The sequence below is a fragment of the Asanoa sp. WMMD1127 genome (assembly GCF_029626225.1).
Lineage (GTDB): Bacteria > Actinomycetota > Actinomycetes > Mycobacteriales > Micromonosporaceae > Asanoa.
On the sequence record NZ_JARUBP010000001.1, the window covers coordinates 7,024,817 to 7,048,399 of the forward strand.

General features: G+C 71.6%; 23 protein-coding genes and 1 pseudogene. 8 read left to right on the plus strand and 16 right to left on the minus strand.

All coding sequences use genetic code 11. The annotated features are described in order from the left end of the window. Positions 1-39 precede the first annotated feature (39 nt). Positions 40-1,353 carry a hypothetical protein gene (locus O7635_RS33585; RefSeq protein WP_278084514.1) on the plus strand — a complete coding sequence of 438 codons (1,314 nt, stop codon included), beginning with the start codon at positions 40-42 and terminating at the stop codon, positions 1,351-1,353. A 9-nt stretch (positions 1,354-1,362) separates the two neighbouring features. Here O7635_RS33585 and O7635_RS33590 read toward each other — a convergent pair whose 3' ends face one another. Beyond that, a complete protein-coding gene (locus O7635_RS33590; RefSeq protein WP_278084515.1) occupies positions 1,363-2,967 on the minus strand; it encodes an ABC-F family ATP-binding cassette domain-containing protein in 1,605 nt (534 codons plus the stop codon). 206 nt (positions 2,968-3,173) lie between these two features. On the opposite strand from O7635_RS33590, the gene O7635_RS33595 reads away from it, so the two are divergent. Then, a complete protein-coding gene (locus O7635_RS33595; RefSeq protein ID WP_278084516.1) occupies positions 3,174-4,085 on the plus strand; it encodes a neutral zinc metallopeptidase in 912 nt (303 codons plus the stop codon). A gap of 3 nt (positions 4,086-4,088) precedes the next feature. Here the strand turns inward: O7635_RS33595 and O7635_RS33600 are convergent, their stop codons facing one another. Then, positions 4,089-4,520, minus strand: coding sequence for a hypothetical protein (locus O7635_RS33600; protein WP_278084517.1), 432 nt, complete (start codon positions 4,518-4,520; stop codon positions 4,089-4,091). A gap of 16 nt (positions 4,521-4,536) precedes the next feature. Next, a complete protein-coding gene (locus tag O7635_RS33605; RefSeq protein WP_278084518.1) occupies positions 4,537-5,190 on the minus strand; it encodes an acVLRF1 family peptidyl-tRNA hydrolase in 654 nt (217 codons plus the stop codon). A gap of 33 nt (positions 5,191-5,223) precedes the next feature. Here O7635_RS33605 and O7635_RS33610 point away from each other — a divergent pair, with 33 nt between their 5' ends. Then, positions 5,224-5,889 carry a DNA alkylation repair protein gene (locus O7635_RS33610; RefSeq protein WP_278084519.1) on the plus strand — a complete coding sequence of 222 codons (666 nt, stop codon included), beginning with the start codon at positions 5,224-5,226 and terminating at the stop codon, positions 5,887-5,889. Here the strand turns inward: O7635_RS33610 and O7635_RS33615 are convergent. Next, on the minus strand, positions 5,886-6,254 hold the full coding sequence (locus O7635_RS33615; RefSeq protein WP_278084520.1) for a helix-turn-helix domain-containing protein: 369 nt from the start codon (positions 6,252-6,254) through the stop codon (positions 5,886-5,888). The genes O7635_RS33610 and O7635_RS33615 overlap by 4 nt on opposite strands. An 89-nt stretch (positions 6,255-6,343) precedes the next feature. On the opposite strand from O7635_RS33615, the gene O7635_RS33620 reads away from it, so the two are divergent. Next, positions 6,344-7,444, plus strand: coding sequence for an FAD-dependent oxidoreductase (locus O7635_RS33620; RefSeq protein WP_278084521.1), 1,101 nt, complete (start codon positions 6,344-6,346; stop codon positions 7,442-7,444). Here the strand turns inward: O7635_RS33620 and O7635_RS33625 are convergent. The 9 genes from O7635_RS33625 to O7635_RS33665 form a co-directional block, all read right to left on the minus strand. Continuing rightward, positions 7,441-8,064, minus strand: coding sequence for a LysE family transporter (locus tag O7635_RS33625; RefSeq protein ID WP_278084522.1), 624 nt, complete (start codon positions 8,062-8,064; stop codon positions 7,441-7,443). The genes O7635_RS33620 and O7635_RS33625 overlap by 4 nt on opposite strands. 232 nt (positions 8,065-8,296) lie before the next feature. Beyond that, positions 8,297-8,653 carry a metal-sulfur cluster assembly factor gene (locus O7635_RS33630; protein ID WP_347405318.1) on the minus strand — a complete coding sequence of 119 codons (357 nt, stop codon included), beginning with the start codon at positions 8,651-8,653 and terminating at the stop codon, positions 8,297-8,299. Beyond that, positions 8,650-9,108: a Fe-S cluster assembly sulfur transfer protein SufU gene (sufU, locus tag O7635_RS33635; RefSeq protein WP_278084523.1), complete on the minus strand. Its 459-nt coding sequence runs from the start codon at positions 9,106-9,108 to the stop codon at positions 8,650-8,652. The genes O7635_RS33630 and sufU overlap by 4 nt, the downstream gene beginning before the upstream one ends. Continuing rightward, positions 9,108-10,385 (minus strand): cysteine desulfurase, encoded by a 1,278-nt coding sequence (locus O7635_RS33640; RefSeq protein ID WP_278084524.1) that lies wholly within the window; start codon positions 10,383-10,385, stop codon positions 9,108-9,110. Before O7635_RS33640 ends, sufU begins: the two co-directional genes overlap by 1 nt. Before the next feature lie 25 nt (positions 10,386-10,410). Continuing rightward, positions 10,411-11,181 carry a Fe-S cluster assembly ATPase SufC gene (gene sufC / locus O7635_RS33645; protein WP_278084525.1) on the minus strand — a complete coding sequence of 257 codons (771 nt, stop codon included), beginning with the start codon at positions 11,179-11,181 and terminating at the stop codon, positions 10,411-10,413. Further along, positions 11,178-11,504 carry a non-heme iron oxygenase ferredoxin subunit gene (locus O7635_RS33650; RefSeq protein WP_278085638.1) on the minus strand — a complete coding sequence of 109 codons (327 nt, stop codon included), beginning with the start codon at positions 11,502-11,504 and terminating at the stop codon, positions 11,178-11,180. Before O7635_RS33650 ends, sufC begins: the two co-directional genes overlap by 4 nt. A gap of 5 nt (positions 11,505-11,509) precedes the next feature. Further along, positions 11,510-12,676 carry a Fe-S cluster assembly protein SufD gene (gene sufD, locus O7635_RS33655; protein WP_278084526.1) on the minus strand — a complete coding sequence of 389 codons (1,167 nt, stop codon included), beginning with the start codon at positions 12,674-12,676 and terminating at the stop codon, positions 11,510-11,512. After that, entirely contained in the window at positions 12,677-14,110 is a 1,434-nt protein-coding gene (gene sufB / locus O7635_RS33660) for a Fe-S cluster assembly protein SufB (protein ID WP_278084527.1), read from the minus strand. Then, positions 14,107-14,823 carry an HTH domain-containing protein gene (locus tag O7635_RS33665; protein WP_278084528.1) on the minus strand — a complete coding sequence of 239 codons (717 nt, stop codon included), beginning with the start codon at positions 14,821-14,823 and terminating at the stop codon, positions 14,107-14,109. The genes sufB and O7635_RS33665 overlap by 4 nt, the downstream gene beginning before the upstream one ends. Positions 14,824-14,955: 132 nt before the next feature. Here O7635_RS33665 and O7635_RS33670 point away from each other — a divergent pair. After that, positions 14,956-15,816 (plus strand): annotated as a pseudogene (locus tag O7635_RS33670) (COX15/CtaA family protein); the annotation flags it as partial. Here O7635_RS33670 and O7635_RS33675 read toward each other — a convergent pair. The 3 genes from O7635_RS33675 to O7635_RS33685 all read right to left on the minus strand — a co-directional run bounded on the left by O7635_RS33675 (position 15,808) and on the right by O7635_RS33685 (position 18,292). Further along, on the minus strand, positions 15,808-16,740 hold the full coding sequence (locus tag O7635_RS33675; RefSeq protein WP_278084529.1) for a hypothetical protein: 933 nt from the start codon (positions 16,738-16,740) through the stop codon (positions 15,808-15,810). The pseudogene O7635_RS33670 and the gene O7635_RS33675 sit on opposite strands and share 9 nt — an antisense overlap. Positions 16,741-16,770: 30 nt before the next feature. Next, positions 16,771-17,103 carry a hypothetical protein gene (locus O7635_RS33680; protein ID WP_278084530.1) on the minus strand — a complete coding sequence of 111 codons (333 nt, stop codon included), beginning with the start codon at positions 17,101-17,103 and terminating at the stop codon, positions 16,771-16,773. 256 nt (positions 17,104-17,359) lie between these two features. Beyond that, on the minus strand, positions 17,360-18,292 hold the full coding sequence (locus tag O7635_RS33685) for a heme o synthase (protein WP_278085639.1): 933 nt from the start codon (positions 18,290-18,292) through the stop codon (positions 17,360-17,362). 254 nt (positions 18,293-18,546) lie between these two features. On the opposite strand from O7635_RS33685, the gene tkt reads away from it, so the two are divergent. The 3 genes from tkt to O7635_RS33700 all read left to right on the plus strand — a co-directional run bounded on the left by tkt (position 18,547) and on the right by O7635_RS33700 (position 23,541). Further along, positions 18,547-20,682 carry a transketolase gene (gene tkt / locus O7635_RS33690; protein WP_278084531.1) on the plus strand — a complete coding sequence of 712 codons (2,136 nt, stop codon included), beginning with the start codon at positions 18,547-18,549 and terminating at the stop codon, positions 20,680-20,682. 14 nt (positions 20,683-20,696) lie between these two features. Next, positions 20,697-21,839, plus strand: coding sequence for a transaldolase (gene tal, locus O7635_RS33695; protein ID WP_278084532.1), 1,143 nt, complete (start codon positions 20,697-20,699; stop codon positions 21,837-21,839). Between the two features lie 76 nt (positions 21,840-21,915). Further along, a complete protein-coding gene (locus O7635_RS33700; RefSeq protein ID WP_278085640.1) occupies positions 21,916-23,541 on the plus strand; it encodes a glucose-6-phosphate isomerase in 1,626 nt (541 codons plus the stop codon). Positions 23,542-23,583 lie beyond the last annotated feature (42 nt).

The following is a 23,583-nucleotide window of genomic DNA, read 5'->3' on the forward strand; positions in this document are numbered from 1 at the left end:
ACGCACGGTACTGTCGGCAACCCGATACCGTGATGGCCCGTGACGCCTGAGGAGGCCCGAGCCGCCCATCGGGACGAGCGGACCGACCTCGTCGGCTGGCTCGTCCTGGCGGCCGTGGGAGCGCTCGCGACATGGCTCGCGGTGCGCGGCGGCGCCCGCCTCGGCACCGCCGGAGCGCCGTTCCTCGGCTCCTACACGTTCGCGATCTCGCTGGCCAGCGTGCTTGCGCCGATGGTCGCCGCGGGGGTCGTCGCGGCGGCGCACCGCGGTTGGTGGGAGCGCATGAAATGGCCGCTCGTGCTGCTTTCCGGGTGGCTGGTGGCGGTCCTGTGGACGGTCGGCCTGGCCCTCGTCCAGGGCCGCGACGGGCTCGTCAACCCATTGACGATCCCCGATGACTACCTGGCCGACGCCACTCAAGTGGGTGACGATCCTCTTCACTATCTGCGGGCTTACACCACCGAAGGGGGTCTCCCTTCCGTGGTCGCCCGAGGGCATCCACCGGGGCCGATCCTTCTCCTGTGGGCGTTGATGCGCGTCGGTGTCACGGACCGTGTTGGCCTGAGCCTGCTGCTGACCGCCGTCGGCGCCGCCGTCGTCCCCCTGGTGCTGTTCGCCGTCCGGGGCGTCTGCGGCGACCTCGCGGCCCGCCGCTACCTGCCGGTCCTGGTCCTCGCCCCGTACGCGATCTGGCTGGCCGGCGGGGTCGAGGGCGTGGTCGCGGTGCTCGGGGCGGCGATGATCGCGGCCGGCGTGCACGCCTCCGACGAGCGCCGCACCGGGGTCCGGGCCGGCATCTGGGCCAGCGTGGCCGGTCTGCTGCTCGGCGTCGCCGCCCTCTTCGCGTACGGCGTGCCCTGGCTGGGCCTGGCCGCGGCGTTCCTCTACTTCGCCCGGCGCCGGGCGGCGCTGAACCTGTTCACCGGGCTCGGCGCGCTGATCCCGGTGGTGGCCGCCGAGCGGCTCGGCTTCAACTGGGTCGACGGGCTGATGGACGCGCGCCACGACTTCGCCGTACGCGTGGAGCCGCACCGTTCGGTCCTCTGGTGGAGCGGGATCAGCCTCGTGGTGCTGCTGCTGGCCGCCGGTCCGGCGCTCTACGCCTCGCTGCGCAAGTCACGCAACACCCCCGGCTGGCCGTTCCTCGTCGCCGCCGGCATCGCGGTGCTGTTCACCCTGGTCGCCGGCCTGGCCCGGGGCGGCGCCGAGACCAACTGGCTGCCCTATTTCCCCTGGCTGACGATGGCCGCCATCGCGCCGCGCCACCAGGCCGGCGAGACGGTGCCGACTCCCCTGCTCCTGGTGGCCGCGGGCGCGATCACGGCGATCGTGATCAAGATGATCCTGGTGTGAGCGTGAGCCTCAGGCGAGCTCGACGAGCTCGAGCAGGTCGTCGCTCCAGGCGTCCTCGTCGCCGTCGGGCAGCAGGATCGCCCGGTCCGGCTTGAGCGCCAGCACCGCGCCGGGGTCGTGGGTGACCAGCACGATCGCGCCCGGGTAGCGGGCGATCGCGTCGAGCACCTGCTCCCGGCTGACCGGGTCGAGGTTGTTGGTCGGCTCGTCGAGCAGCAGCACGTTGGCGCCCGAGCAGACCAGCGTGGCCAGCGCCAGCCGGGTCTTCTCGCCGCCGGAGAGCACGCCCGCCGGCTTGCTCACGTCGTCGCCGCTGAACAGGAACGCGCCCAGGATCCGGCGCAGGTCGCCGTCGGTCTGGTCGGCCGCCGCCGAGCGCATGTGGTCGAGCACCGTGCGGTCGACGTCGAGCGTCTCGTGCTCCTGCGCGTAGTAGCCCAGCCGCAGCCCGTGCCCCGCCACCACCTCGCCGGTGTCGGGGCGCAGGATCCCCGCCAGCATGCGCAGCAGCGTGGTCTTGCCGGCGCCGTTGAGACCCAGGATGGCCACCCGCGAGCCCCGGTCGACCGCCACGTCGACGTCGGTGAAGATCTCCAGCGACCCGTACGACTTGGACAGTCCGCTCGCGGTCAGCGGCGTGCGCCCGCACGGCGCCGGCTGCGGGAAGCGCACCTTGGCCACCTTGTCGCCGACCCGCTCGTCGTCGAGCCCGGCGAGCAGCCTCTCGGCCCGCTTGGCCATGTTCTGCGCGGCGGTCGCCTTGGTGGCCTTGGCCCGCATCTTGTCGGCCTGGGCCAGCAGCGCCCCGGCCTTTTTCTCGGCGTTGGCCCGCTCCCGGCGCCGCCGCCGCTCGTCGGTCTCGCGCTGCTCGAGATAGGTCTTCCAACCGACGTTGTACGTGTCGACGACGGACCGGTTGGCGTCGAGGTACCAGACCTTGTTGACGACCGAGTCCAGCAACGTGACGTCGTGGCTGATGACCACGAGGCCGCCCTTGTGCGCCGCCATGTAGCCGCGCAGCCAGACGATCGAGTCGGCGTCGAGGTGGTTGGTGGGCTCGTCCAGCAGCAGGATGCCGGCACCCTCCTCCCCCGCGTCGCGGAACAGGATGCGGGCGAGCTCGATCCGGCGGCGCTGACCGCCGGACAGGGTGCCGATGGTCTGGGCCAGCACGCGGTCGGGCAGCCCGAGGTTGGCGCAGATGCGGGCGGCCTCGGCCTCGGCCGCGTACCCGCCGAGCGAGGCGAACCGCTCCTCGAGCGAGCCGTAGCGGCGGACCAGGGCGTCCGTCGGGTCCTCGGCCAGCTTGGCCTCGACGGCCTGCATCTCGGCGAGCAGGGTGTCCAGGCCCCGCGCGGACAGCACCCGGTCGCGGGCGGTGACCTCGAGATCGCCGGTACGCGGGTCCTGCGGCAGGTAGCCGACGACGCTGGTCCGCTCGACCGCGCCCGCGTAGGGGTTGCCCTCGCCGGCCAGCACCTTGAGCGTGGTGGTCTTGCCGGCGCCGTTGCGGCCGACGAGGCCGATCCGGTCGCCGGGCTGCACCCGCAGGGTGGTGTCGGACAGCAGGATCCGCGCGCCGGCGCGGAGCTCCAGCCCGGTGGCAGTGATCATCAGGAACGCTCTCTCCGTGTCGAAGGCTGACTCTGGGCACACGAAAGCGCCGATCGGGCTGTTTCCCGTCGGCGCCGGGGCTGGTCAGTCTTCGCAGAGCAGCACGGGATGAAGTGTACCGGTTCCCCCGCCCACCGCCCCACCGGATTAGCTCACAAGATCATCGGGTACATCCCGGCGCGTCCACACGCGTCGATTGGATGGTCATGGAACTCAACGAGCGCGCCGACGTCGACACCAGCCAGATCGAGGACCGGCGGGGCGGCGGAGGCGGAGGCCGCGGAGGCGGCTTCCCGATCCCGATCCCGACCAGCGGCGGCGGCATCGTCGGTCTGATCGCCACGGTGATCGCGCTGCTGGTCGGCGGCGGCTTCGGTGTGAACGCGATCACCGGCGACGAGCAGCAGCCGGCCGACAACGGCGCGTTCGAGCAGCGGTGTGACGCGGCCGACAGGCTCAAGCAGCTCGACTGCCGCAACGCCCTGTTCGTCAACTCGATCCAGTCGTGGTGGGCCAAGCGGCTGCCACAGAGCTTCGGCGAGCAGTACCGCGAGGCCCCGACCGTGTTCTTCGACCAGGCCGTGCAGAGCGGCTGCGGCGCGGCGGACTCCGGCGTCGGGCCGTTCTACTGCCCGGCCGACCACAAGGTCTACATCGACCTGACGTTCTACCAGGTGCTCGCCCAGCAGCTCGGCGCCAAGGGCGAGTTCGCGCAGCCCTACGTGCTCGCCCACGAGTACGGGCACCACGTGCAGTCGCTGATCGGCACCGAGGCGCAGATGCGGCGCCAGCAGGAGCGTGACCCCGACAACGCCAACGAGCTGTCGGTGAAGCTGGAGCTGCAGGCCGACTGCTACGCCGGCGCGTGGGCGAAGAACGCGACCCAGACCGCGGACGCCGACGGTGACCCGATCTTCAAGAGCATCACCGACCAGGACATCCAGGAGGGCCTGGACACCGCGGCCGCGATCGGCGACGACACCCTGCAGAAGCGGGCCGGCCAGGAGGTCAACCCGGACGGCTTCACGCACGGCACCTCGGCGCAGCGGCAGCAGTGGTTCCGCACCGGTTACGACAGCGGCGACCCGAAGGCCTGCGACACGTTCGGCTCGGCCTAGGGGCTAGGCGGCCGCGTCCAGCGGGTTGCCGCAGACGCGCCAGGTCCCCCGGTCGTCGGTGACCCGCATCTCGTACGCCGTGCTGGCGCCGCCCGGGTCCACCAGGGCGGCGCTCACGGTGGCGTCCTGCGGCCCGGTCGCCACCACGTCGTCGATCCGATAGCTGGAGACCGCGGGCCGCCCGCCGATCCCGGCCACGAAGTCGTCCCGCTCGACCCGGCCGCGGGTCTCGTTGCAGAGCTGGTCGTAGGCGCCCGCGATGTTGCCCGCGGCCAGCCGGGTCAGGAACGAGTCGGCGGCCAGCCGGGCGCCCTGCTCGGGCGAGCGGTGCCCGCGGAAGAGGAAGAAGCCGCCGACCACCAGGCCGACGACCACCAGCACGGCCGTCAGCACCCCGAGCCGGCGCAGCGGCACGCGCGCCTCGTCCGAAACCATGGCGGGAGGGTACCGCCTAGCTTTGCGGGTCGCGCACCAGGATCGATACCGCGCGGGCGGTGGTGACGGCGTCGACCAGCACGGCGTGGCGCGGGTCGGGCACGTCGAGCAGCCGCTCCGCCCGCAGGGGCAGCAGCGGGGCCAACCGCGGGTCGGTGAGCACCGCGTCGACCGTCCGGCGGTCGCCGCCGCAGACCAGCGCGGCCAGCGTGCCGGCGGCCGGCAGGATGATCCGGGCCACCAGGTCGGCGGCGTCCCGGGCGGCGGCCTTGGCCTGGTTGTCGCGGCGCCGGGCGAACCGCTGCTGCGACCAGCCACCGGCCGCGGTCCGGCTCTGCACGTAGGAACTGTCCACCTTGGACGTGAGCAGCCGTGCGCCCTCGGCCACGCCCACGGCGACCGCGGCCTTGCGGGCCAGCAGCAGCCCGAGCCGGCGCGGCGCCCGGGCGGCCTCGACGAAGTCGGCCAGGTCGGCGGAGAGCGGCGCGCCGGGCGGCGGGTGCAGCGCGGCCGTCGCGCCGTCGAACGCCGCGAGCAGCAGCCCGTCGTCGGTGGGCCGCTGGGCGTAGTCGCCGTGCCGCGCCCGGAAGCCGTCGACCCACCGGGTCAGGCGGTCGGGGTCGACGTCGACCCAGCGCCCGCCACCCGCGGCCGGCCGGCTGGTGGTCATTCCCGCGACGGTACGGCACGCCACAATGTCCCCGTGACCGAGCCGGTGCTTGACCGCCTGACCGCGCTGTTCGAGGCCGACCGCGACCACGCCCGGGCCGTGGCGATGCGGGCCTACATGCGCGACCAGTTCGCCTTCCTGGGCATCATGTCGCCGCGGCAGCGGGAGCTGGCCCGGCAGGCCACCGCCGGCACGCCCCGGCCGACCGAGGCCGACCTGCTCGCGCTGGCCGGCGCCTGCTGGGCCCGGCCCGAGCGGGAGTACCAGTACTTCGCGTGCGCGTACCTCCGGAAGCATGCCGGGGTGTTGTCGGCGGGCGCCCTGCCGGCGGTGCGCGGCCTGATCACCACGAAGCCGTGGTGGGACACGGTCGACGTGCTGGCCGCCCGGGTGGTCGGGCCGATGGTCAACCAGCACGCCGCGTTGATCCCGGAGATGGACGCGTGGATCGCCGACGACGACATCTGGGTGATCCGGACGGCGCTGCTGCACCAGCTCTTCTACAAGGCCGCTACGGACACCGACCGACTGTTCGGCTACTGCGCGCGGCAGGCGGCCCACTCGGACTTCTTCGTCCGCAAGGCGATCGGCTGGGCGCTGCGGGAGTACGCGAAGACCGACCCCGCCGCGGTGCGGTCGTTCGTCGAGGCGACCCCGCTGTCCGGGCTGTCCCGGCGCGAGGCGCTCAAGAACCTCTAGCAGGAGGTCGGCGGCTCGGGCAGGTGCTTCTCGGCCCACTCGGCGATCATGTTGAGCGCCGGGAGGAGGCCCTCCCCCGCCTCGGTGAGTGAGTAGCTCACCGACACCGGCGGCCCCGGGTCGACCTCACGTCTCACCAGGCCCAAGTCGCACAGCTCGGTCAGCCGGTCGGACAGCACCGAGTCGCTCACGCCGCCGACCAGGCGCGACAGCTCACGGAACCCGGCGGGGCCGGTGCTCAGGCTGCCCACCACGACGCCCGACCAGCGCTTGCCGAGGATGGTGAACGCGCGGGCCAGCGCGACGTCGCCCCGGGAGCACCGCTCCCGGATCTCCGCGCTGTGACGTACCGCGCTATCGGTCACCACGCCATGCTAGCGCGGTAAAGGTCGCTAGTATTTCCGAAGCAGCTAGCGAAGCAAGGGTCGCTAGCCTTTTCACGGAGGTAACACTGGTGACAGACACCGAGGTCAAGCGCCCGTCCGTCGTCGTGCTCGGCGGCGGCTACGGCGGCCTGAAGACCGCCAAGGCGCTCGATGACGTCGCTGAGGTCACGCTCGTCGACCCGTCCGACGCCTTCCTGCACAACGTCGCGGCCTGGCGCGCGCTCGTCGAGCCGTCCTGGATCGACAAGATCTTCATGCCGCTCAACCGGCTGCTGCACAACGGCCGGTTCGTGCGCGACCGGGCGGTCGCGGTCGACGGCCACAAGGTCACCCTGGCGTCCGGCGCGGAGCTCGAGCCCGACTATCTGGTGCTGGCGACGGGTTCGGCGTACCCGTTCCCGGCGAAGTCGGTCGAGCCGGACCAGGGCCGCGCCAAGGCCGCCCTGCAGGACGCCCACACCGCTCTCGGTGCGGCCGACCGGGTGCTGATCGTCGGCGCCGGACCGGCCGGGCTGGAGCTGGCGGGCGAGATCAAGCACTTCATGCCGGCCAAGGACGTCACGGTCGTCGACGTCAACCCCGACATCCTGCACGGCCCGTTCGACCAGGAGCTGCGCGACGAGCTCAAGCGCCAGCTGGACAAGATCGGCGTGAAGCTGGTGCTCGGCAGCCCGCTGCGGGCCCTCCCCGACGCCGCGCCCGGGGCGGTCGCCGCCGTCGCGGTGACCACCGAGGCCGGCGAGGAGATCACCGCCGACATCTGGTTCCGCGCGTTCGGCGTGCGCCCGGCGACCGACTACGTGCGCGGCGCGCTCGCGGATGCCAAGGACGCCCGCGGCTACCTGACGGTCGACGAGCGGCTCCAGGTGAAGGGCGGCGACGGGGTCTACGCGCTGGGCGACATCACCACCGCCGACCGGGACACCGCCGGCGCCGCCGGACGGCAGTCGGAGGTGGTCGCGGCCAACATCCGCGCCGAGATCACCGGCGAGGGCGAGCCACAGGCGTATCAGGCCGGCCCGGTCCTGATCGTCGTGCCGCTCGGCCCCGAGGGCGGGGCCAGCCAGCTCCCGGACGGAGTGACCGGCCCCGAGGCGACCTCGTCGATCAAGGGCGGTTCGATGCTGGTCGAGATGTACTCGACGCACTTCGACGCGCCGGAGCGTTAGGCCACCAGGCCGACGGCCAGCACGATGATCAGCAGGCTGGACGCGAGGGCGGTGTAGAGCCGTCCCCGCGGCCCGGTCAGCAGCCGGCCGACCAGGGTGCCGCCCGACGCGATCAGCAGCTGCCAGCTCGCCGAGGCGAGGAACGCGCCCACCACGAACAGCACCTCGCCGGCCGGCTCGAGCTCGTCGCTGGCCTGCCGCCCGAGCACCAGCGCCGCGAAGTAGACGATGGTCATCGGGTTGAGCAGGGTCAGCGCGAGGATCCCCCCGTACGCCCGGGCCGGTGTGCCCAGGCCGTCCCTGGTGCGGGCGGCCCGGGCCGGGTCGCGGTGGTGCCGCACGGCGGTGACGGCCGTGTGGGCGGCCAGCCCGAGCAGGACGACGACGGCGACCCAGCGCAGCGGGGTGGCGATCGGCGCGATGACGCCGGCGAGGGCCGCGCCGCCGAGCACCGCGACGGCGGCGTAGAGCCCGTCGGCGGTGGCGACGCCCAGGGCCGCCGCGGCGCCGACCCGGAACGAGGTGCGGGCCGCGAGACCCATGATGAGGATGGCGATGGCGCCGACCGGGATCGCGACGCCGTAGCCGGCGACCACGCCGGCGACGAACGCGTCGATCATCGCGGATCGAGGGGGATCGCCGCCGACGCGGAGCCACGCTGCTGTCGGCGGCCGGCGAGGGCCGTCGCGACAGGAGCCTGGGTCTTCGTCAGTGCGATCACCGGCACATCATGGGGCACGACCACCGCCGACCGCACGCGCTTTTCTCCGGGAAGCAAGCAACGGTCCGTTCCTAACGCTTTCCGCATAGGAACGGACCGTTGCCAACGCCGCCGGCGGGCGGCGCGAAGAGCTAGACGTTGAAGCCGAGCGAGCGGAGCTGGTCGCGGCCCTCGTCGGTGATCTTGTCGGGGCCCCACGGCGGCAGCCAGACCCAGTTGATCCGGAAGTCGCTGACCAGGCCGCCGCCCGGGCCGCTCATCAGGGCCGAGCGGGTCTGGTCCTCGATGACGTCGGTCAGCGGGCAGGCCGCCGAGGTCAGCGTCATGTCCAGCGTCGCGACGTTCTCGTCGTCGACGTGCACCCCGTAGACCAGGCCCAGGTCGACCACGTTGATGCCGAGCTCGGGGTCGACGACGTCCTTCATGGCCTCTTCGACCTCGTCGATCGTGGCCTTCGACGGCGTGGGGGTCACTGTCTCTTCACTCATGCCTTCACCTCGGGTCCCACCGCGACGCCGGCGCGTACCGCGGCGTCCTTGAACGCCATCCAGGGCAGCAGGGCGCACTTCACGCGCGCCGGATAGCGCGCCACTCCGGAGAACGCCACGCCGTCGCCCAACAATTCCTCGTCCGGCTCGATCTGGCCGCGACCCTGCATCAGCTCGACGAACGCGTCGTGCACCTTGAGCGCCTCGCCGATGGGCAGGTCGGCCAGCAGGTCGTGCAGCACGCTGGCCGAGGCCTGGCTGATGGAGCAGCCCATCCCCTCGTACGAGACGTCCGTGAGCTTGTCGCCGGCCACCGCGACCCGGATCGTCACCTCGTCGCCGCAGGTCGGGTTGACGTGGTGCGCCTCGCCGCCGAACGGCTCCCGGAGCCCGCGACCGTGCGGCCGCTTGTAGTGCTCCAGGATGATCTCCTGGTAGAGCTGGTCGAACTGCATCAGCCGAACACCTTTCGGACCCGCTCGAGCCCGCGCACGAGCGCGTCGACCTCTTCGGTCGTCGTGTAGACGTAGAACGAGGCGCGGGTGGTGGCCGGGACTCCGTAGCGCACGCAGATCGGCCGCGCGCAGTGGTGCCCGACCCGGACCTCGACGCCCTCGTCGTCGAGCACCTGGCCCACGTCGTGCGGGTGGATGCCCTCGAGCGCGAACGAGATCGTGCCGCCGCGGCCGGTCATGTCCGTGGGGCCGAAGATCCGCAGGGTGGGCACGGAAGCGAGCGCCTCGAGGGCGTACGCCGTGATCTCCTGCTCGTGGGTCTGGACCGCGGGCATGCCGATGCCGGACAGGTAGTCGATCGCGGCGCCGAGCCCGACCGCCTCGACGATCGGCGGCGTGCCGGCCTCGAACCGGGCCGGGGCCGGCGCGAACGTCGACTTCTCCATCGTCACGGTCTCGATCATCGAGCCGCCGCCGAGCACCGGTGGCATCGCCTCGAGCAGGTCGGCCCGGCCCCAGAGCACGCCGATGCCGGTCGGGCCCAGCATCTTGTGGCCGGTGAACGCGATGAAGTCGGCGCCGAGGCCCTGCACGTCGACCGGCAGGTGCGGCACCGACTGCGAGCAGTCGAGCATGACCAGCGCGCCGACCTGGTGGGCCCGGGCGATGATCGCGGCCGGGTCGTTGATCGTGCCGAGGATGTTGGACATGTGCACGAGCGAGACGAGCTTGGTGCGCTCGTTGACCAGCGACTCGAGCGTGGACTCGTCGAGCCGGCCCTCGTCGGTGACGCGGAACCAGCGCAGGGTCGCGCCGGTGCGCTCACACAGCAGCTGCCACGGGACGATGTTGGAGTGGTGCTCCATCTCGGAGATCACCACCTCGTCGCCGGGCCCGAGGCGGAACCGGGGATCGCTGTCCGGGGTCGCGGAGGCGTTCGAGAAGGCGTACGCGAGGAGGTTGATCGCCTCGGTCGAGTTCTTGACGAACACCACCTCGGACGCGGCCGGGGCGTTGACGAACCCGGCCACCTTCTCGCGCGCGCCCTCGTAGGCCAGCGTCGCCTCGGTGCCCAGCGTGTGCACCGAGCGCGACACGTTGCCGTTGTGCCGCTCCTGGTGCTCCCGCATGACGTCGAGCACCTGGCGTGGCTTCTGGGACGTGTTGGCGCTGTCCAGATAGACCAGCGGGTGGCCGTTGACCTCTCGGCCGAGGATCGGGAAGTCGGCGCGCAGCGCGGCGACGTCGAACGTCGTCGGATTCGCGAGAGTCGTCATGACTGGGCAGCCCTTCGTGCGTTGGTCAGGCGACCGAACCGGTCTCCGCCAGGTAGCGCGCGTAGCCTTCGGCCTCCAGGCGCTCCGCCAGCTCCGGCCCGCCCTCTTCGACGATCCGGCCGCCCGCGAAGACGTGCACGTAGTCCGGAGTGATGTAGCGCAGGATCCGGGTGTAGTGGGTGATCAGCAGGACGCCGGTCTCCCCGGTCGCGCGGACGCGGTTGACGCCCTCGCTGACGACCCGCAGCGCGTCGATGTCGAGGCCGGAGTCGGTCTCGTCGAGGATCGCGACCTTGGGCTTGAGCAGCTCGAGCTGGACGATCTCGTGGCGCTTCTTCTCGCCGCCGGAGAAGCCCTCGTTGACGTTGCGCTGGGCGAACGCCGGGTCCATCTGCAGCCGCTCCATCGCGCCGCGCAGCTCGCCGGCCCAGGTGCGCAGCTTCGGCGCCTCGCCGTCGATCGCCGTCTTGGCGGTGCGCAGGAAGTTGGCGACCGAGACGCCGGGCACCTCCACCGGATATTGCATCGCGAGGAACAGGCCGGCCCGGGCCCGCTCGTCGACCGTCATCGACAGCACGTCGGCGCCGTCGAGGGTCACCGAGCCGCCGGTGATCTCGTACTTCGGGTGGCCGGCGATCGAGTAGGCCAGCGTCGACTTGCCCGAGCCGTTGGGGCCCATGATGGCGTGCGTCTCCCCGGCGCGGACCGTGAGGTCGACGCCCACCAGGATCGGCTTGAGCTGGCCGTCGGGCAGCTTGACCGAGACCTTCAGGTCGCGGATCTCGAGGGTACTCATGCGGGCGTTACTCCATTGCTCGGCGTGAGGGCGACGTAGACCTCGCCGTCACGGACTTCGACGGGATAGACGGGTACGGGTTCGGTCGCCGGCAGCCCGGTCGGCTCGCCGGTGCGCAGGTCGAAACGGGAACCGTGCAGCCAGCACTCCAGCGTGCAACCGTCGACCTCGCCCTCGGAGAGGGCGACCGCGGCGTGCGAGCACTCGTCGTAGGCGACGTAGAAGTTGTCGTCCTCGCCGTGCACGACCGCGAGCTCCAGGTCGTCGGCGACGGCCCGGATCGCCGTGCCCTTGGGCACGTCCTCGACGGAACACAGGCGGATGAAGCTCACTGGTCGCCCTTCGCCAGGCGCGCCTCGACGGCGTCGCCGAGCCGGTCGCGCAGGGCCTCGTCCGGGATCTTCTGGAGCAGCTCCGCGAAGAACCCGCGGACCACGAGCTTGCGCGCCTCGTGCTCCGGGATGCCCCGGGCCATCAGGTAGAACAGCTGCTCGTCGTCGAACCGGCCGGTGGCGCTGGCGTGGCCCGCGCCGACGATCTCGCCGGTCTCGATCTCCAGGTTGGGCACGGAGTCGGCCCGGGCGCCGTCGCTGAGCACCAGGTTCCGGTTGATCTCGTAGGTGTCGGTGCCGGTCGCCTCGACCTGGATCAGCACGTCGCCGACCCAGACGGTGTGCGCGCCGTCGCCCTGCAGCGCGCCGCGGTAGCCCACGTAGCTGCGGCAGTCGGGGACGTTGTGGTCGACCAGCTGGCGGTGCTCGAGGTGCTGGTCGTCGTCGGCGAAGTAGAGCCCGTAGAGCTCGGCGTCGCCGCCGCGGGCCGTGTATTCGACGCTCGTGTATTGCCGCACCAGGTCGCCGCCGAGGCTGACCTGCACGTGGACGACCCGCGCGTCGCGGCCGAGCCGGAACTTGACATGCTGCGCCTGCACGGCGTCGGACGCCCAGTCGGCCACGGTGACCAGCGTGAGCTGGGCGCCGTCGGCCACGTCGACCTCGACGTTGTCGGCGAGCGTGGTGGAGCCGACCTGCTCGACGATGAGCGTCGCCTTCGCGAACCGACCCACCTCGACGACCGTGTGGGCGTACGCGACACCCGCGCCCCCACCGACCACCCGCACCCGGGCCGGCTCGGCCGGCTCCGCCTCGGGCGCCACCGCGATCAGCGTCGCGCCGTCGGCGTTGCCGTAGCCGAGCGCGCTGACGCGGTCGAACGGCACCAGCACGCGGCCGATCCGCTCGTCGCCCCTGGCCAGCTCCGTCACGGTCACGCCGGCCGGCAGGCCGTCGTGCTCCCAGCGCAGCGACGTCTCCGCCGCCGGCGTGCCGGTGGCCAGACCGCGCATCCGCTTGAGCGGCGTGAACCGCCACTCCTCCTCGAGACCGGTCAGGGCCGGGAAGTCGGCGACGTCGGTCGAGCGCAGGGTCTGTGCCTTGGTCTTGGGCACGCTCGACGTCTTGGGCGGGGTGACCGCCACCTCGGTTTCCGTGGGCATTTAGCCGACGGCCCCTTCCATCTGCAGTTCGATGAGCCGGTTGAGCTCCAGGGCGTATTCCATCGGGAGTTCCTTGGCGATCGGCTCGATGAAGCCGCGGACGATCATCGCCATCGCCTCGTCCTCGGTCAGGCCCCGGCTCATCAGGTAGAAGAGCTGGTCCTCGCTGACCTTGGAGACGGTCGCCTCGTGCCCCATCGCCACGTCGTCCTCGCGGATGTCGACGTAGGGGTACGTGTCGGACCGGGAGATCGTGTCGACCAGGAGCGCGTCGCACTTGACCGTGCTCTTGGAGTGCGACGAGCCCTCGAGCACCTGCACCAGGCCACGGTAGGAAGTCCGGCCGCCGCCCCGGGCGATCGACTTCGAGACGATCGTGCTGCTGGTGTGCGGCGCGGCGTGCACCATCTTGGCGCCGGCGTCCTGGTGCTGGCCCTCGCCGGCCATCGCGACGGAGAGCACCTCGCCCTTGGCGTGCTCGCCCATCATCCAGACGGCCGGGTACTTCATGGTGACCTTGGAGCCGATGTTGCCGTCGATCCACTCCATGGTCGCGCCCTCGTGCGCCACGGCGCGCTTGGTGACCAGGTTGTAGACGTTGTTCGACCAGTTCTGGATGGTCGTGTAACGGCAGCGGGCGTTCTTCTTCACGATGATCTCGACGACCGCGCTGTGCAGCGAGTCCGACGAGTAGATCGGCGCGGTGCAGCCCTCGACGTAGTGCACGTAGGCGCCCTCGTCGACGATGATCAGCGTCCGCTCGAACTGGCCCATGTTTTCCGTGTTGATCCGGAAGTAGGCCTGCAGCGGGATCTCCACGTGCACGCCCGGCGGCACGTAGATGAACGACCCGCCGGACCAGACGGACGTGTTGAGCGCGGCGAACTTGTTGTCGCCGACCGGGATGACGGAGCCGAAGTATTCCTGGAACAGCTCCGGGTGCTCGCGCAGGCCCGTGTCGGTGTCGAGGAAGATGACGCCCTGCTCCTCGAGGTCCTCACGGATCTTGTGGTAGACCACCTCGGACTCGTACTGCGCCGCGACGCCCGCGATCAGCCGCTGCTTCTCGGCCTCGGGGATGCCCAGCTTGTCGTAGGTGTTCTTGATGTCGGCCGGCAGGTCGTCCCAACTTGCCGCCTGCTTCTCGGTCGAGCGCACGAAGTATTTGATGTTGTCGAAGTCGATCCCGCCGAGGTCGGCGCCCCAGTCGGGCATCGGCTTGCGGCCGAACAGCCGCAGGCCCTTGAGGCGCAGGTCGAGCATCCACTCGGGCTCGTTCTTCTTGGCGGAGATGTCACGCACCACCGCCTCGCTGAGCCCGCGCTGCGCCGAGGCGCCGGCGGTGTCGGAGTCGGCCCACCCGTACTGGTAGCTGCCCAGGGCGGCGAGGTGCTCCTCCTGGGTGACGACGGGCTGGACGATCTGCTCGGTCATCTATCTGTCCTCACAGTTGCTGTCGGGTTGCCGTGCTGTGCCGGGATATGTGTCGTGCATACCCCGTCACCGTGTGCGATGGTGGCGAGTCGCTGGACGTGGGTGCCGACCAGGCGGGAAATGACCGCCGTCTCGGCCTCGCACAGCTCGGGAAACTCGGCCGCCACGTGTGCCACCGGGCAGTGGTGCTGACACAGCTGCCCGCCCGTGGCGATCGTGGAAGCGTTGGCAGCGTAGCCCTCGGCGGTCAGCGCGTCGGCGAGCGCCTCCGCCCGCGCGATCGGGTCGTCGCCGGCGCCCTCCATGGCGTCGCGGCAGCGGCTCTCCAGCGTGGCGACCTGCTCGGCGGCGAACGCGTCGACGGCGCCGCTGCCACCGTGGGTGGCGATCCAGCGCAGCGCGGCCGTGGCCATGTTGTCGTAGGTGTGCCGGCCGCAGCGCAGTCGGGCCGCGTCGGTCAGCGTGAACACCTTGGCCGGGCGGCCCCGGCCCCGGCCGGCCCGCACCGGGCGCTCCCGGGTGACCACGTCGCCCTCGGTGAGCAGGGCGTCGAGGTGCTTGCGGATGGCGGCCGGGCTCAGGCACAGCGCCTCGCCGAGCTCGGCCGCGGTGGCCGTGCCCCGCTCCAGCAGCAGCCGGAGGACCCGGTCGCGGGTGCGCCGATCCGCGGGGACGACCGGGGAACCGGTCGTCTCCACCTGCGGAGGGAGCATCGCCGCGTTTTTCACTACGACAACGTTACGTATTTCCGCCGGGCGGAGCAAACCGGCACGCCAGTGATCGACATCACCGCCGCCGTCGCCCCCGGAGTGGGGCTTTCTCCTACGTTACGTAGGATCTGCCGCGTGATCCCCCTGCTCCGCCGCCTCGCGCTGGCCAACATCATCGCGAACGTCGCCATCGTGGTCACCGGCGGGGCCGTCCGGCTCACCGGGTCGGGCCTCGGCTGCCCGACGTGGCCGCGGTGCACCGACGCGTCGTACACGCCGACTGGCGAGATGGGCATCCACGGCGTCATCGAGTTCGGCAACCGGATGCTCGGCTGGGTGGTCGGCCTGGTCGCCCTCGCGACGCTGGTGGCGGCCGTCCTGCACTACCGGCGGAGCCGCACCCCCGCGTCCCGCGGCCTCATGCTGATGGCGCTGGGCGTGTTCCTGGGCATCCCGGCGCAGGGCGTGGTCGGCGGGATCACGGTGCTCACCAACCTCAACCCGTGGGTGGTCGGGCTGCACTTCCTGGCCTCGATGGGCGTGCTGGTCGCCTCGTACGCGCTCTGGCGGCGCACCATCCACGGCCGGGCCACCCGCACGGTGGTGCCGGGCCCGCTGCGCCAGCTCACGCAGGTGCTGACCCTGGTCTCGCTGGCGGTGATCGTGCTCGGCGTGATCGTGACCGGCTCGGGCCCGCACGCCGGTGACGTCGACGCCCACCGCACCGGTCTCGACCCGGAGACCATCGCCCAGGTCCACGCCGACGTCGTCTTCCTGCTGCTCGGCCTCTCGCTGGCGGTGTGGTTCGCCGCCCGCGCCACCGGCAGCCGCCGCACCGCCCGGGCCGCGCTCGTGCTGGTCGCGGTCGAGCTGAGCCAGGGCGTGATCGGGTTCGTGCAGTACTTCACCGGCCTGCCGGAGATCCTGGTCGGCCTGCACATGCTCGGCGCCTGCCTGGTCTGGCTGGCGACGCTCGGCGTGCTGTGGTCAACCCGCGGCGGCGAGCCGGCCGGCGACGGCCCCCGCGAAGCGCTCGGCGGCGCCGTCGTCCGTCCCCAGGAAGAGCGAGGGCTCGGTGAGCTCAAGCTCGATCAGGACCGGCCTGCCGTCCTCGGCGGGGATCAGGTCGACGCGCGCGTAGAGCAGCCGGTCAACGCCGCCGGGGATCGCTGACAGCGCCTTCTCCGCCACCGCGAGCTCGGCGGCCGTGGCCACCCGCGGCGTGATCGTCTCTTCGCGGTAGAGCCCCTCGACGCCCTCGTCCGGCCCGGACAGCAGGGCGCCCTTGGTGGCGGCGTGGCTGAACCGCAGCCCGTCGGGCCCGCGCAGGAACACCAGCGCCGCCTCGCCGGCCGTGTCGACCGCCGGCAGGTAGGGCTGCACCAGCGCGGTGCGGCCCGCGTCCAGCAGCCGACGCAGGTGGGCGTCGAAGGCGCTGTTCTCCCCCGGGTCGTCGAGCCGGTAGCGGCCCGCGTCGACGCTGCCGGCGCCGATGGCCGGCTTGATGACGAGATCCGTCGGCAGGCCGTAGTGGAACCACCCCTCCGGCCCCATGACCATCGTGGGGATCACCGGCACGCCGGCCCGCGCCAGCTCGTCCAGGTAGCTCTTGTCGGTGTTCCACTCGACGACGTCGGCCGGGTTGGCCAGGTTGCCCCGCCCCGCCGCCCAGGCGACGAACTCCGCCCGGCGCGGCGCGTAGTCCCAGGCCGAGCGGAGCACGACCAGGTCGTAGCCGGCCCAGTCGACCGCCGGATCGTCCCAGACGGCCGGCTCGGCCGTGACGCCGAGCGCGGCCAGCGGCGCCAGCACGAGCCGGTCGTCCTCCTCGAGGTCAGGAATTTCCGCACAGGTAACGAGAGCGACCCGGGATGTCTCCCGGGTCGCCGTCCGCTCATGGGTTGATGTGGTGGTGGTCAAGTGATCGCTTTCTCGGTGGGTCGGCGCGGGTCAGCGCGACAGCGTGCGCCGGGCCATCGACCGCCACAGGTCGTTGCTCGGGCGCATCTGGTCCATCAGCTCCCGCTCCCACTCGTTCTCCACGGTGACGCCGGCGTGTAGGCACGCCGCACGGGCAACGTCGGTGCCCTCCGCGAACTGGTCCACCCAGACCCCGTCACCCCCGACGAGGACGATCCGGGCGCCGCGCTTGCCGACGTATTCGATGACCGCCCTGGCGCCACCGTGGTCGGCGGCGAACGACCGGATCCCGGCCACCAGACCTTCGGGGGTCGTGGCGGTGGGCTGTTCGGTCGTCAGCGTCGTATCGGAACCATCTGCCATGCGGGAGAGCGTAAGCACGCGTACCGCATTCCGCGTGCCATCCGATCGTGTTTTGTGATTCCAGTCATCGGGTGAGTTTAAGAATCAGCAAAGTATTTTAGAGTTACTAAAGACGGACATATGCCGTTAAGTACGGGCGGCATCTCGGACAAGCCGCATCGCCCGATCGAGTTCGTGTCGCAAAGCCGGCATTTTCCGCGTTTCTCGGTCAGAACGCATGTTCCGCACCAGGTCGCTCGGTCCGCGCGAGGGTCGCTCAGAGCAGCGCGTCGAGCGCGACCGCCACCGACACGATCGTCAGGTACGTGATCGACCAGTGGAACAGCCGCATCGGCTTGAGCGGCTCGCCCCGGCGGGACCGGCCCACCAGCCGGTGCGCCTCGACGATGAACGCCGCGCCGCACACCAGGGCGGTGATGCCGTAGAGCGGGCCCAGGCCGAGCGGCCAGGCCGCCAGCGAGGACGCCACGGTCAGCCAGGTGAACAGCACGATCTCGCGGTTGACCCGGGTCGCCGAGCGCACGACGGGCAGCATCGGGATGCCGGCCCGCGCGTAGTCGTCCTTGTAGGTGATCGCCAGCGCGTAGAAGTGCGGCATCTGCCAGAAGAACACGACCGCGAAGAGCGCCCACGCCATCGGCGACAGGCCGCCCGTGACGGCCGCCCAGCCGATCAGCACCGGCGCCGCGCCGCAGGCGCCGCCCCAGAACGTGTTCTGCGGCGTGGTCCGCTTGAGCCACAGCGTGTAGACGAGGTCGTAGTAGGCGATCGCGGCCGCGGTGAGCCCGGCCGCCAGCCAGTTGGTGAAGCCGGCCATCAGACCCACCGACACCACGGCCAGCACCAGACCGAACACCAGCACGCTCTGTGGGGACAGGGCGTGGGTGGGCAGCGGGCGCCGCTTCGTGCGGCGCATCAGCTGGTCGATGTCGCGGTCGATGTAGCAGTTGAGGGCGTTGGCGGCGCCGGCCGCGAGCGTGCCGCCGATCAGCACCACCACCATCGTGGCGATCGACGGCATCCCGTCGGCGGCGAGGATCATCGCCGGCACGGTGGTGACCAGCAGCAGCTCGATGATCCGCGGCTTGGTCAGCGCGACGTAGGCGCGGACGACGGCCCGGGGGTCGCGCCGGGCGGGCACCGGGACCGGTCCCGGGACCAGGGTCGGCGACGGACGCTCCGTGACCATGCTCAAGGCCGTGTCCTACCTTCCCGCGGGGCTCGTCATCGGACCGCCGCCGGCGGTCAACAGGACGATCGACAGCGTACGCGGCGCGTATCCGCGCTGATCGGCGACCCGACGCGGTGCGGCGCGAACCACCCGGTGAGTGTCTTCCCGCCCACAACACGCGCCGCAGGGCGAGATCCGGCGGCACGTGTTTAGCACGGGTCGCTAGGGTCAGACATGAGGGACCGGAATTCACGCCGAGGAGCGCCGACATCGTGCCTGCCAGCAACTCAGAGCAAGCCACATTCACCTGGTCCGAGCTGGACCGTAAGGCGGTCGACACGATCCGCGTCCTCGCGATGGACGCGGTCGAGAAGGCCGGCAACGGTCACCCGGGCACCGCCATGAGCCTCGCCCCCGCCGCGTACCTGCTGTTCAACCGGGTCATGCGACACGATCCGACCGACCCGCTCTGGCCGGGCCGCGACCGGTTCGTGCTCTCCGCCGGGCACAGCAGTCTCACTCTCTACATCCAGCTCTACCTGACCGGCTACGGCCTCGGTCTGGAAGACCTGATGTCGCTGCGCCAGTGGGGCTCCCTGACCCCGGGCCACCCCGAGCACGGCCACACCAAGGGCGTCGAGACCACCACCGGCCCGCTGGGCCAGGGCATCGGCAACGCGGTCGGCATGGCGATGGCCGCCCGCCGCGAGAAGGGCCTGTTCGACCCCGAGAGCGACGGCGGCTCGCTCTTCGACCACTTCGTCTACACGATCGTCTCCGACGGCGACATCGAAGAGGGCATCAGCCACGAGGTCAGCTCGCTCGCCGGGCACCAGCGGCTGGGCAACCTGGTGGCGATCTGGGACGACAACGAGATCTCCATCGAGGACGACACCCGCATCGCGAAGAGCGAGGACGTCGCGGCCCGCTACGCGGCCTACGGCTGGCACGTGCAGACGGTCGACTGGCGCACCGGGCACGCCGACGAGGGCGACTACCGGGAGGACCCGGAGGCACTCTGGCGGGCGATCGAGGCGGCGAAGGCCGTCACCGATCGCCCGTCGTTCATCGTGCTCCGCACCATCATCGGTTGGCCGGCGCCCAACAAGCAGAACACCGGCAAGATCCACGGATCGGCGCTCGGCGCTGACGAGGTCGCCGCGACCAAGAAGGTGCTGGGCTTCGACCCGGCCAAGAGCTTCGCCGTCGACGCCGAGGTGATCGAGCACACCCGCGCCGCGATCGCCCGCGGCCAGGCCGAGCACGCCGAGTGGGACAAGGCGTTCGCCGCCTGGTCGACCGACAGCCCCGAGCGCCGCGCGTTGTTCGACCGGCTGACCGCCCGCGCCCTGCCGGCGGGCTGGACCGACGCGCTGCCCGTCTGGCCGGCCGACCCGAAGGGCGTCGCCACCCGGGCCGCCTCCGGCAAGGTCCTCGAGGCGCTCGCGCCGGTGCTGCCCGAGCTGTGGGGCGGCTCGGCCGACCTCGCCGAGAGCAACAACACCACGATGAAGGGCGAGCCGTCGTTCGTGCCCGCCGAGCACGCCACCAAGGAGTTCCCGGGCGACGAGTTCGGCCGGACCCTCCACTTCGGCATCCGCGAGCACGGCATGGGCGCGATCCTCAACGGCATCGTGCTGCACGGCGCCACCCGCCCGTACGGCGGCACGTTCCTCGTGTTCAGCGACTACATGCGACCGGCGGTGCGGCTGGCGGCGCTGATGAAGCTGCCCGTCACCTACGTCTGGACGCACGACTCGATCGGCCTCGGCGAGGACGGGCCGACGCACCAGCCGATCGAGCACCTGACCGCGCTACGGGCCATCCCGGGCCTCGACGTGGTGCGCCCGGCCGACGCCAACGAGACGGCGTGGGCGTGGCGGATGGCGCTGGAGCACACCGACCGGCCGACCGCGCTGGCCCTGACCCGGCAGGCCCTGCCGACCATCGACCGCGAGCGCTACGCGTCGGCGGAGAACGTCGCCCGGGGCGGCTACATCCTCTCCGAGGCCTCCAACGGCCAGCCCGAGGTGATCCTCATGGGCACCGGCTCCGAGGTGCAGCTCTGCCTGACCGCGCAGGAGCGGCTGGAGGCCGACGGCACGCCGACCCGGGTCGTCTCGATGCCGTGCCAGGAGTGGTTCCGGGCGCAGGACGAGGCCTACCAGCAGTCGGTGCTGCCCAAGGCGGTCAAGGCCCGGGTCAGCGTCGAGGCCGGCATCGCCATGTCGTGGCGCGACCTCGTCGGCGACTCCGGCGAGAGCGTCAGCATCGAGCACTACGGGGCCAGCGCGCCCTACACGGTGCTCTTCGAGCAGTTCGGCTTCACCGCCGACAACGTCGTCGCGAAGGCGCACGCCTCGCTGGCGAAGGTCGGCGCCATCACCGGTTTCACCACGGGCAACTGAGGGAGCGAAGCATCATGACCGACCGGCTGGCCGAGCTTGCCGCCGCGGGCGTCGCCATTTGGCTCGACGACCTGTCCCGCGTCCGGCTGAGCACCGGCACCCTGGACCAGTTGCGCCGCGAACAGCACGTCGTGGGCGTGACCACCAACCCGACGATCTTCGCCAAGGCGCTCGCCGACGCGGACGCGTACGACGGTCAGGTCCGTGACCTGGCCACCCGGGACGTCGCCACGGAAGAGGCCGTCCGCATGCTGACCGCCTACGACGTGCGCTGGGCGTGCGACGTGATGCGGCCGGCGTTCGACGCCTCGGACGGCGTCGACGGCCGCGTCTCGCTCGAGGTCGACCCGCGGCTCGCCAAGGAGACCGAGAAGACGATCGCCGAGGCCAAGGCCCTCTGGTGGCTGATCGACCGGCCCAACGCGTTCATCAAGATCCCCGCGACCGAGGAGGGGCTGCCGGCGATCACCGCCGCGCTGGCCGCGGGCATCAGCGTCAACGTCACGCTGATCTTCTCGCTGGAGCGCTACAGCCAGGTGATGGACGCGTTCCTCGAGGGCATGGAGCAGGCCAAGGCCAACGGCCACGACCTGACCAACCTGGCCTCCGTCGCGTCGTTCTTCGTGTCCCGGTTCGACACCGAGATCGACAAGCGGCTCGAGAAGATCGGCAGCGACGAGGCCAAGGCGCTGCGGGGCAAGGGCGCGGTCGCCAACGCCCGGCTGGCGTACGAGCGCTACTCCGAGGTCTTCGCCGGGTCCCGCTGGCAGGCCCTGGCCGACGCGGGCGCCAAGCCGCAGCGGCCGCTGTGGGCCTCGACGTCGACCAAGAACCCGGACTACCCCGACACCCTCTACGTGCACGACCTGATCGCGCCGGGCGTCGTCAACACCATGCCGGAGTCGGTGATCCACGCCTGGGCCGACCACGGCGAGACCGAGGCCGACACCGTCACGGGCAACTACGACGACGCCAAGCAGGTGATGGCCGACCTCGCGCGGGTAGGGATCGACCTCGAGGACGTCTTCGACACGCTCGAGCGCGAGGGCGTCGAGAAGTTCTCGGCGAGCTGGCAGGAGCTGATCGACGGCGTCGACAAGTCGCTCAAGGCGGCGAAGGCCGGGTCGACCAAGCCCAGCGACGCGGCGAAGGGATAGCCGGGTGAGCACCTACGGATTCGGGTCCGACGGCGTCCAGGACGACGACGACGCCGGTCCGGCATTCGCCGACGGGGTGGTGGCCGCGGCCGGCATCGCGGTCTACGGCGCCGGCAGCGCCGACGCGGCGGCCACCCGGGCGTCGCTGGTCGGCGCCGACGTCCCCGCCAAGCTCGTCGCCAAGGACGCCACGCTGTGGGGTTCCGACGCCGAGGCCGAGGCGAAGATCCGGTTGGGCTGGGTCGACACGTTCCGCCGCAGCCGCGAGCTGCTGCCGCGGCTCGCCGAGCTGCGGGCCGAGCTCGCCGACCTCGACCACGTGGTGCTGGCCGGGATGGGCGGCTCCTCGCTCGCCCCGGAGGTGATCACGCGGACCCTCGACGTCGAGCTGACCGTCCTCGACACGACCGACCCGGCGCAGATCCGGGCGGCGCTGGCCGACCGGCTGGAGCGCACGCTGGTCGTGGTGTCCAGCAAGTCCGGCGGCACCGTCGAGACCGACAGCCACCGCCGCGCCTACTGGCAGGCCTTCCTCGACGCCGGAATGACCGAGGAAGAGGCCGGCCGGCACTTCGTGATCGTCACCGACCCCGGCTCGCCGCTGGAGATGACCGGCCGCGAGATGGGCGCCCAGGTATTCCTGGCCGACTCCGACGTCGGCGGGCGCTACTCGGCGCTGACCGCGTTCGGCGTGGTGCCCTCGGCGCTGGCCGGCGTCGACGTCGCCGAGCTGCTCGACCAGGCCGAGGACCTGCTGCCCGCGCTGTCCGAGGAGAGCGGGAACCCGGGCCTCGCGCTGGGCGCCGCGCTCGGCTCGGCCGCCGTCGACGGCCGCGACAAGGTCGCCCTGGTCTCCGACGGCACCGGCATCGTCGGCCTCGGCGACTGGGCCGAGCAGCTGCTCGCCGAGTCGACCGGCAAGGAGGGCAAGGGCATCCTGCCGGTGGTCATCGAGACCCCCGACAGCCCCGGCGCGCACGGCGCCGACGTGGTCACCGTGACCGTGGGCGGCGCCCAGCCGCCGGCCGGTGTGCCGGGTGGCGGCGTGCGGCCCGACCTGGCGGTCAACGGCCCGCTCGGCGCCCAGTTCCTGACCTGGGAGTTCGCCACCGCGATCGCCGGCCGGGTGATCGGCATCGACCCGTTCAACCAGCCCAACGTCACCGAGTCCAAGAACAACACGACCCGGATCCTGGCCGAAGGGCTGCCCGACGAGTCGCCGGCGTTCACCGAGGGCGACATCGAGGTCTACGGCGGCTCGGGCGACAGCCTGGCGGCCGTGCTCGGCGCGCTGGTGGGCGGAATCGACCCGCACGGCTACCTCGCGGTGCTGGCCTACCTCGACCGGCTCGGCGACGCCCGCGCCGAGGAGGTCCGCGCGCTGCTGGCCACCGCGGCCGGACGGCCCGTCACGTTCGGCTGGGGCCCGCGCTACCTGCACTCGACCGGTCAATATCACAAGGGCGGTCCGCAGGTCGGCTCGTTCCTGCAGATCACCGGCGCGGTCGCCGCGGACCTGCCGATCCCGGGCAAGCCCTACGGCTTCGCCGAGCTCCAGGCCGCCCAGGCGGCCGGTGACCGGAAGGCGATGACCGACCGCGGCCGGCCGGTGGTCCGGTTGCACCTCACCGACCGGGCGGCGGGCATCGACCAGCTGCTGCGCGCGTTGGCGAGCCTCCCCGCCAGCAAGGATTCACACTAGGAGGCAGTGCCATTACCGAAGCCTGGACCTTCGGTCGGCACG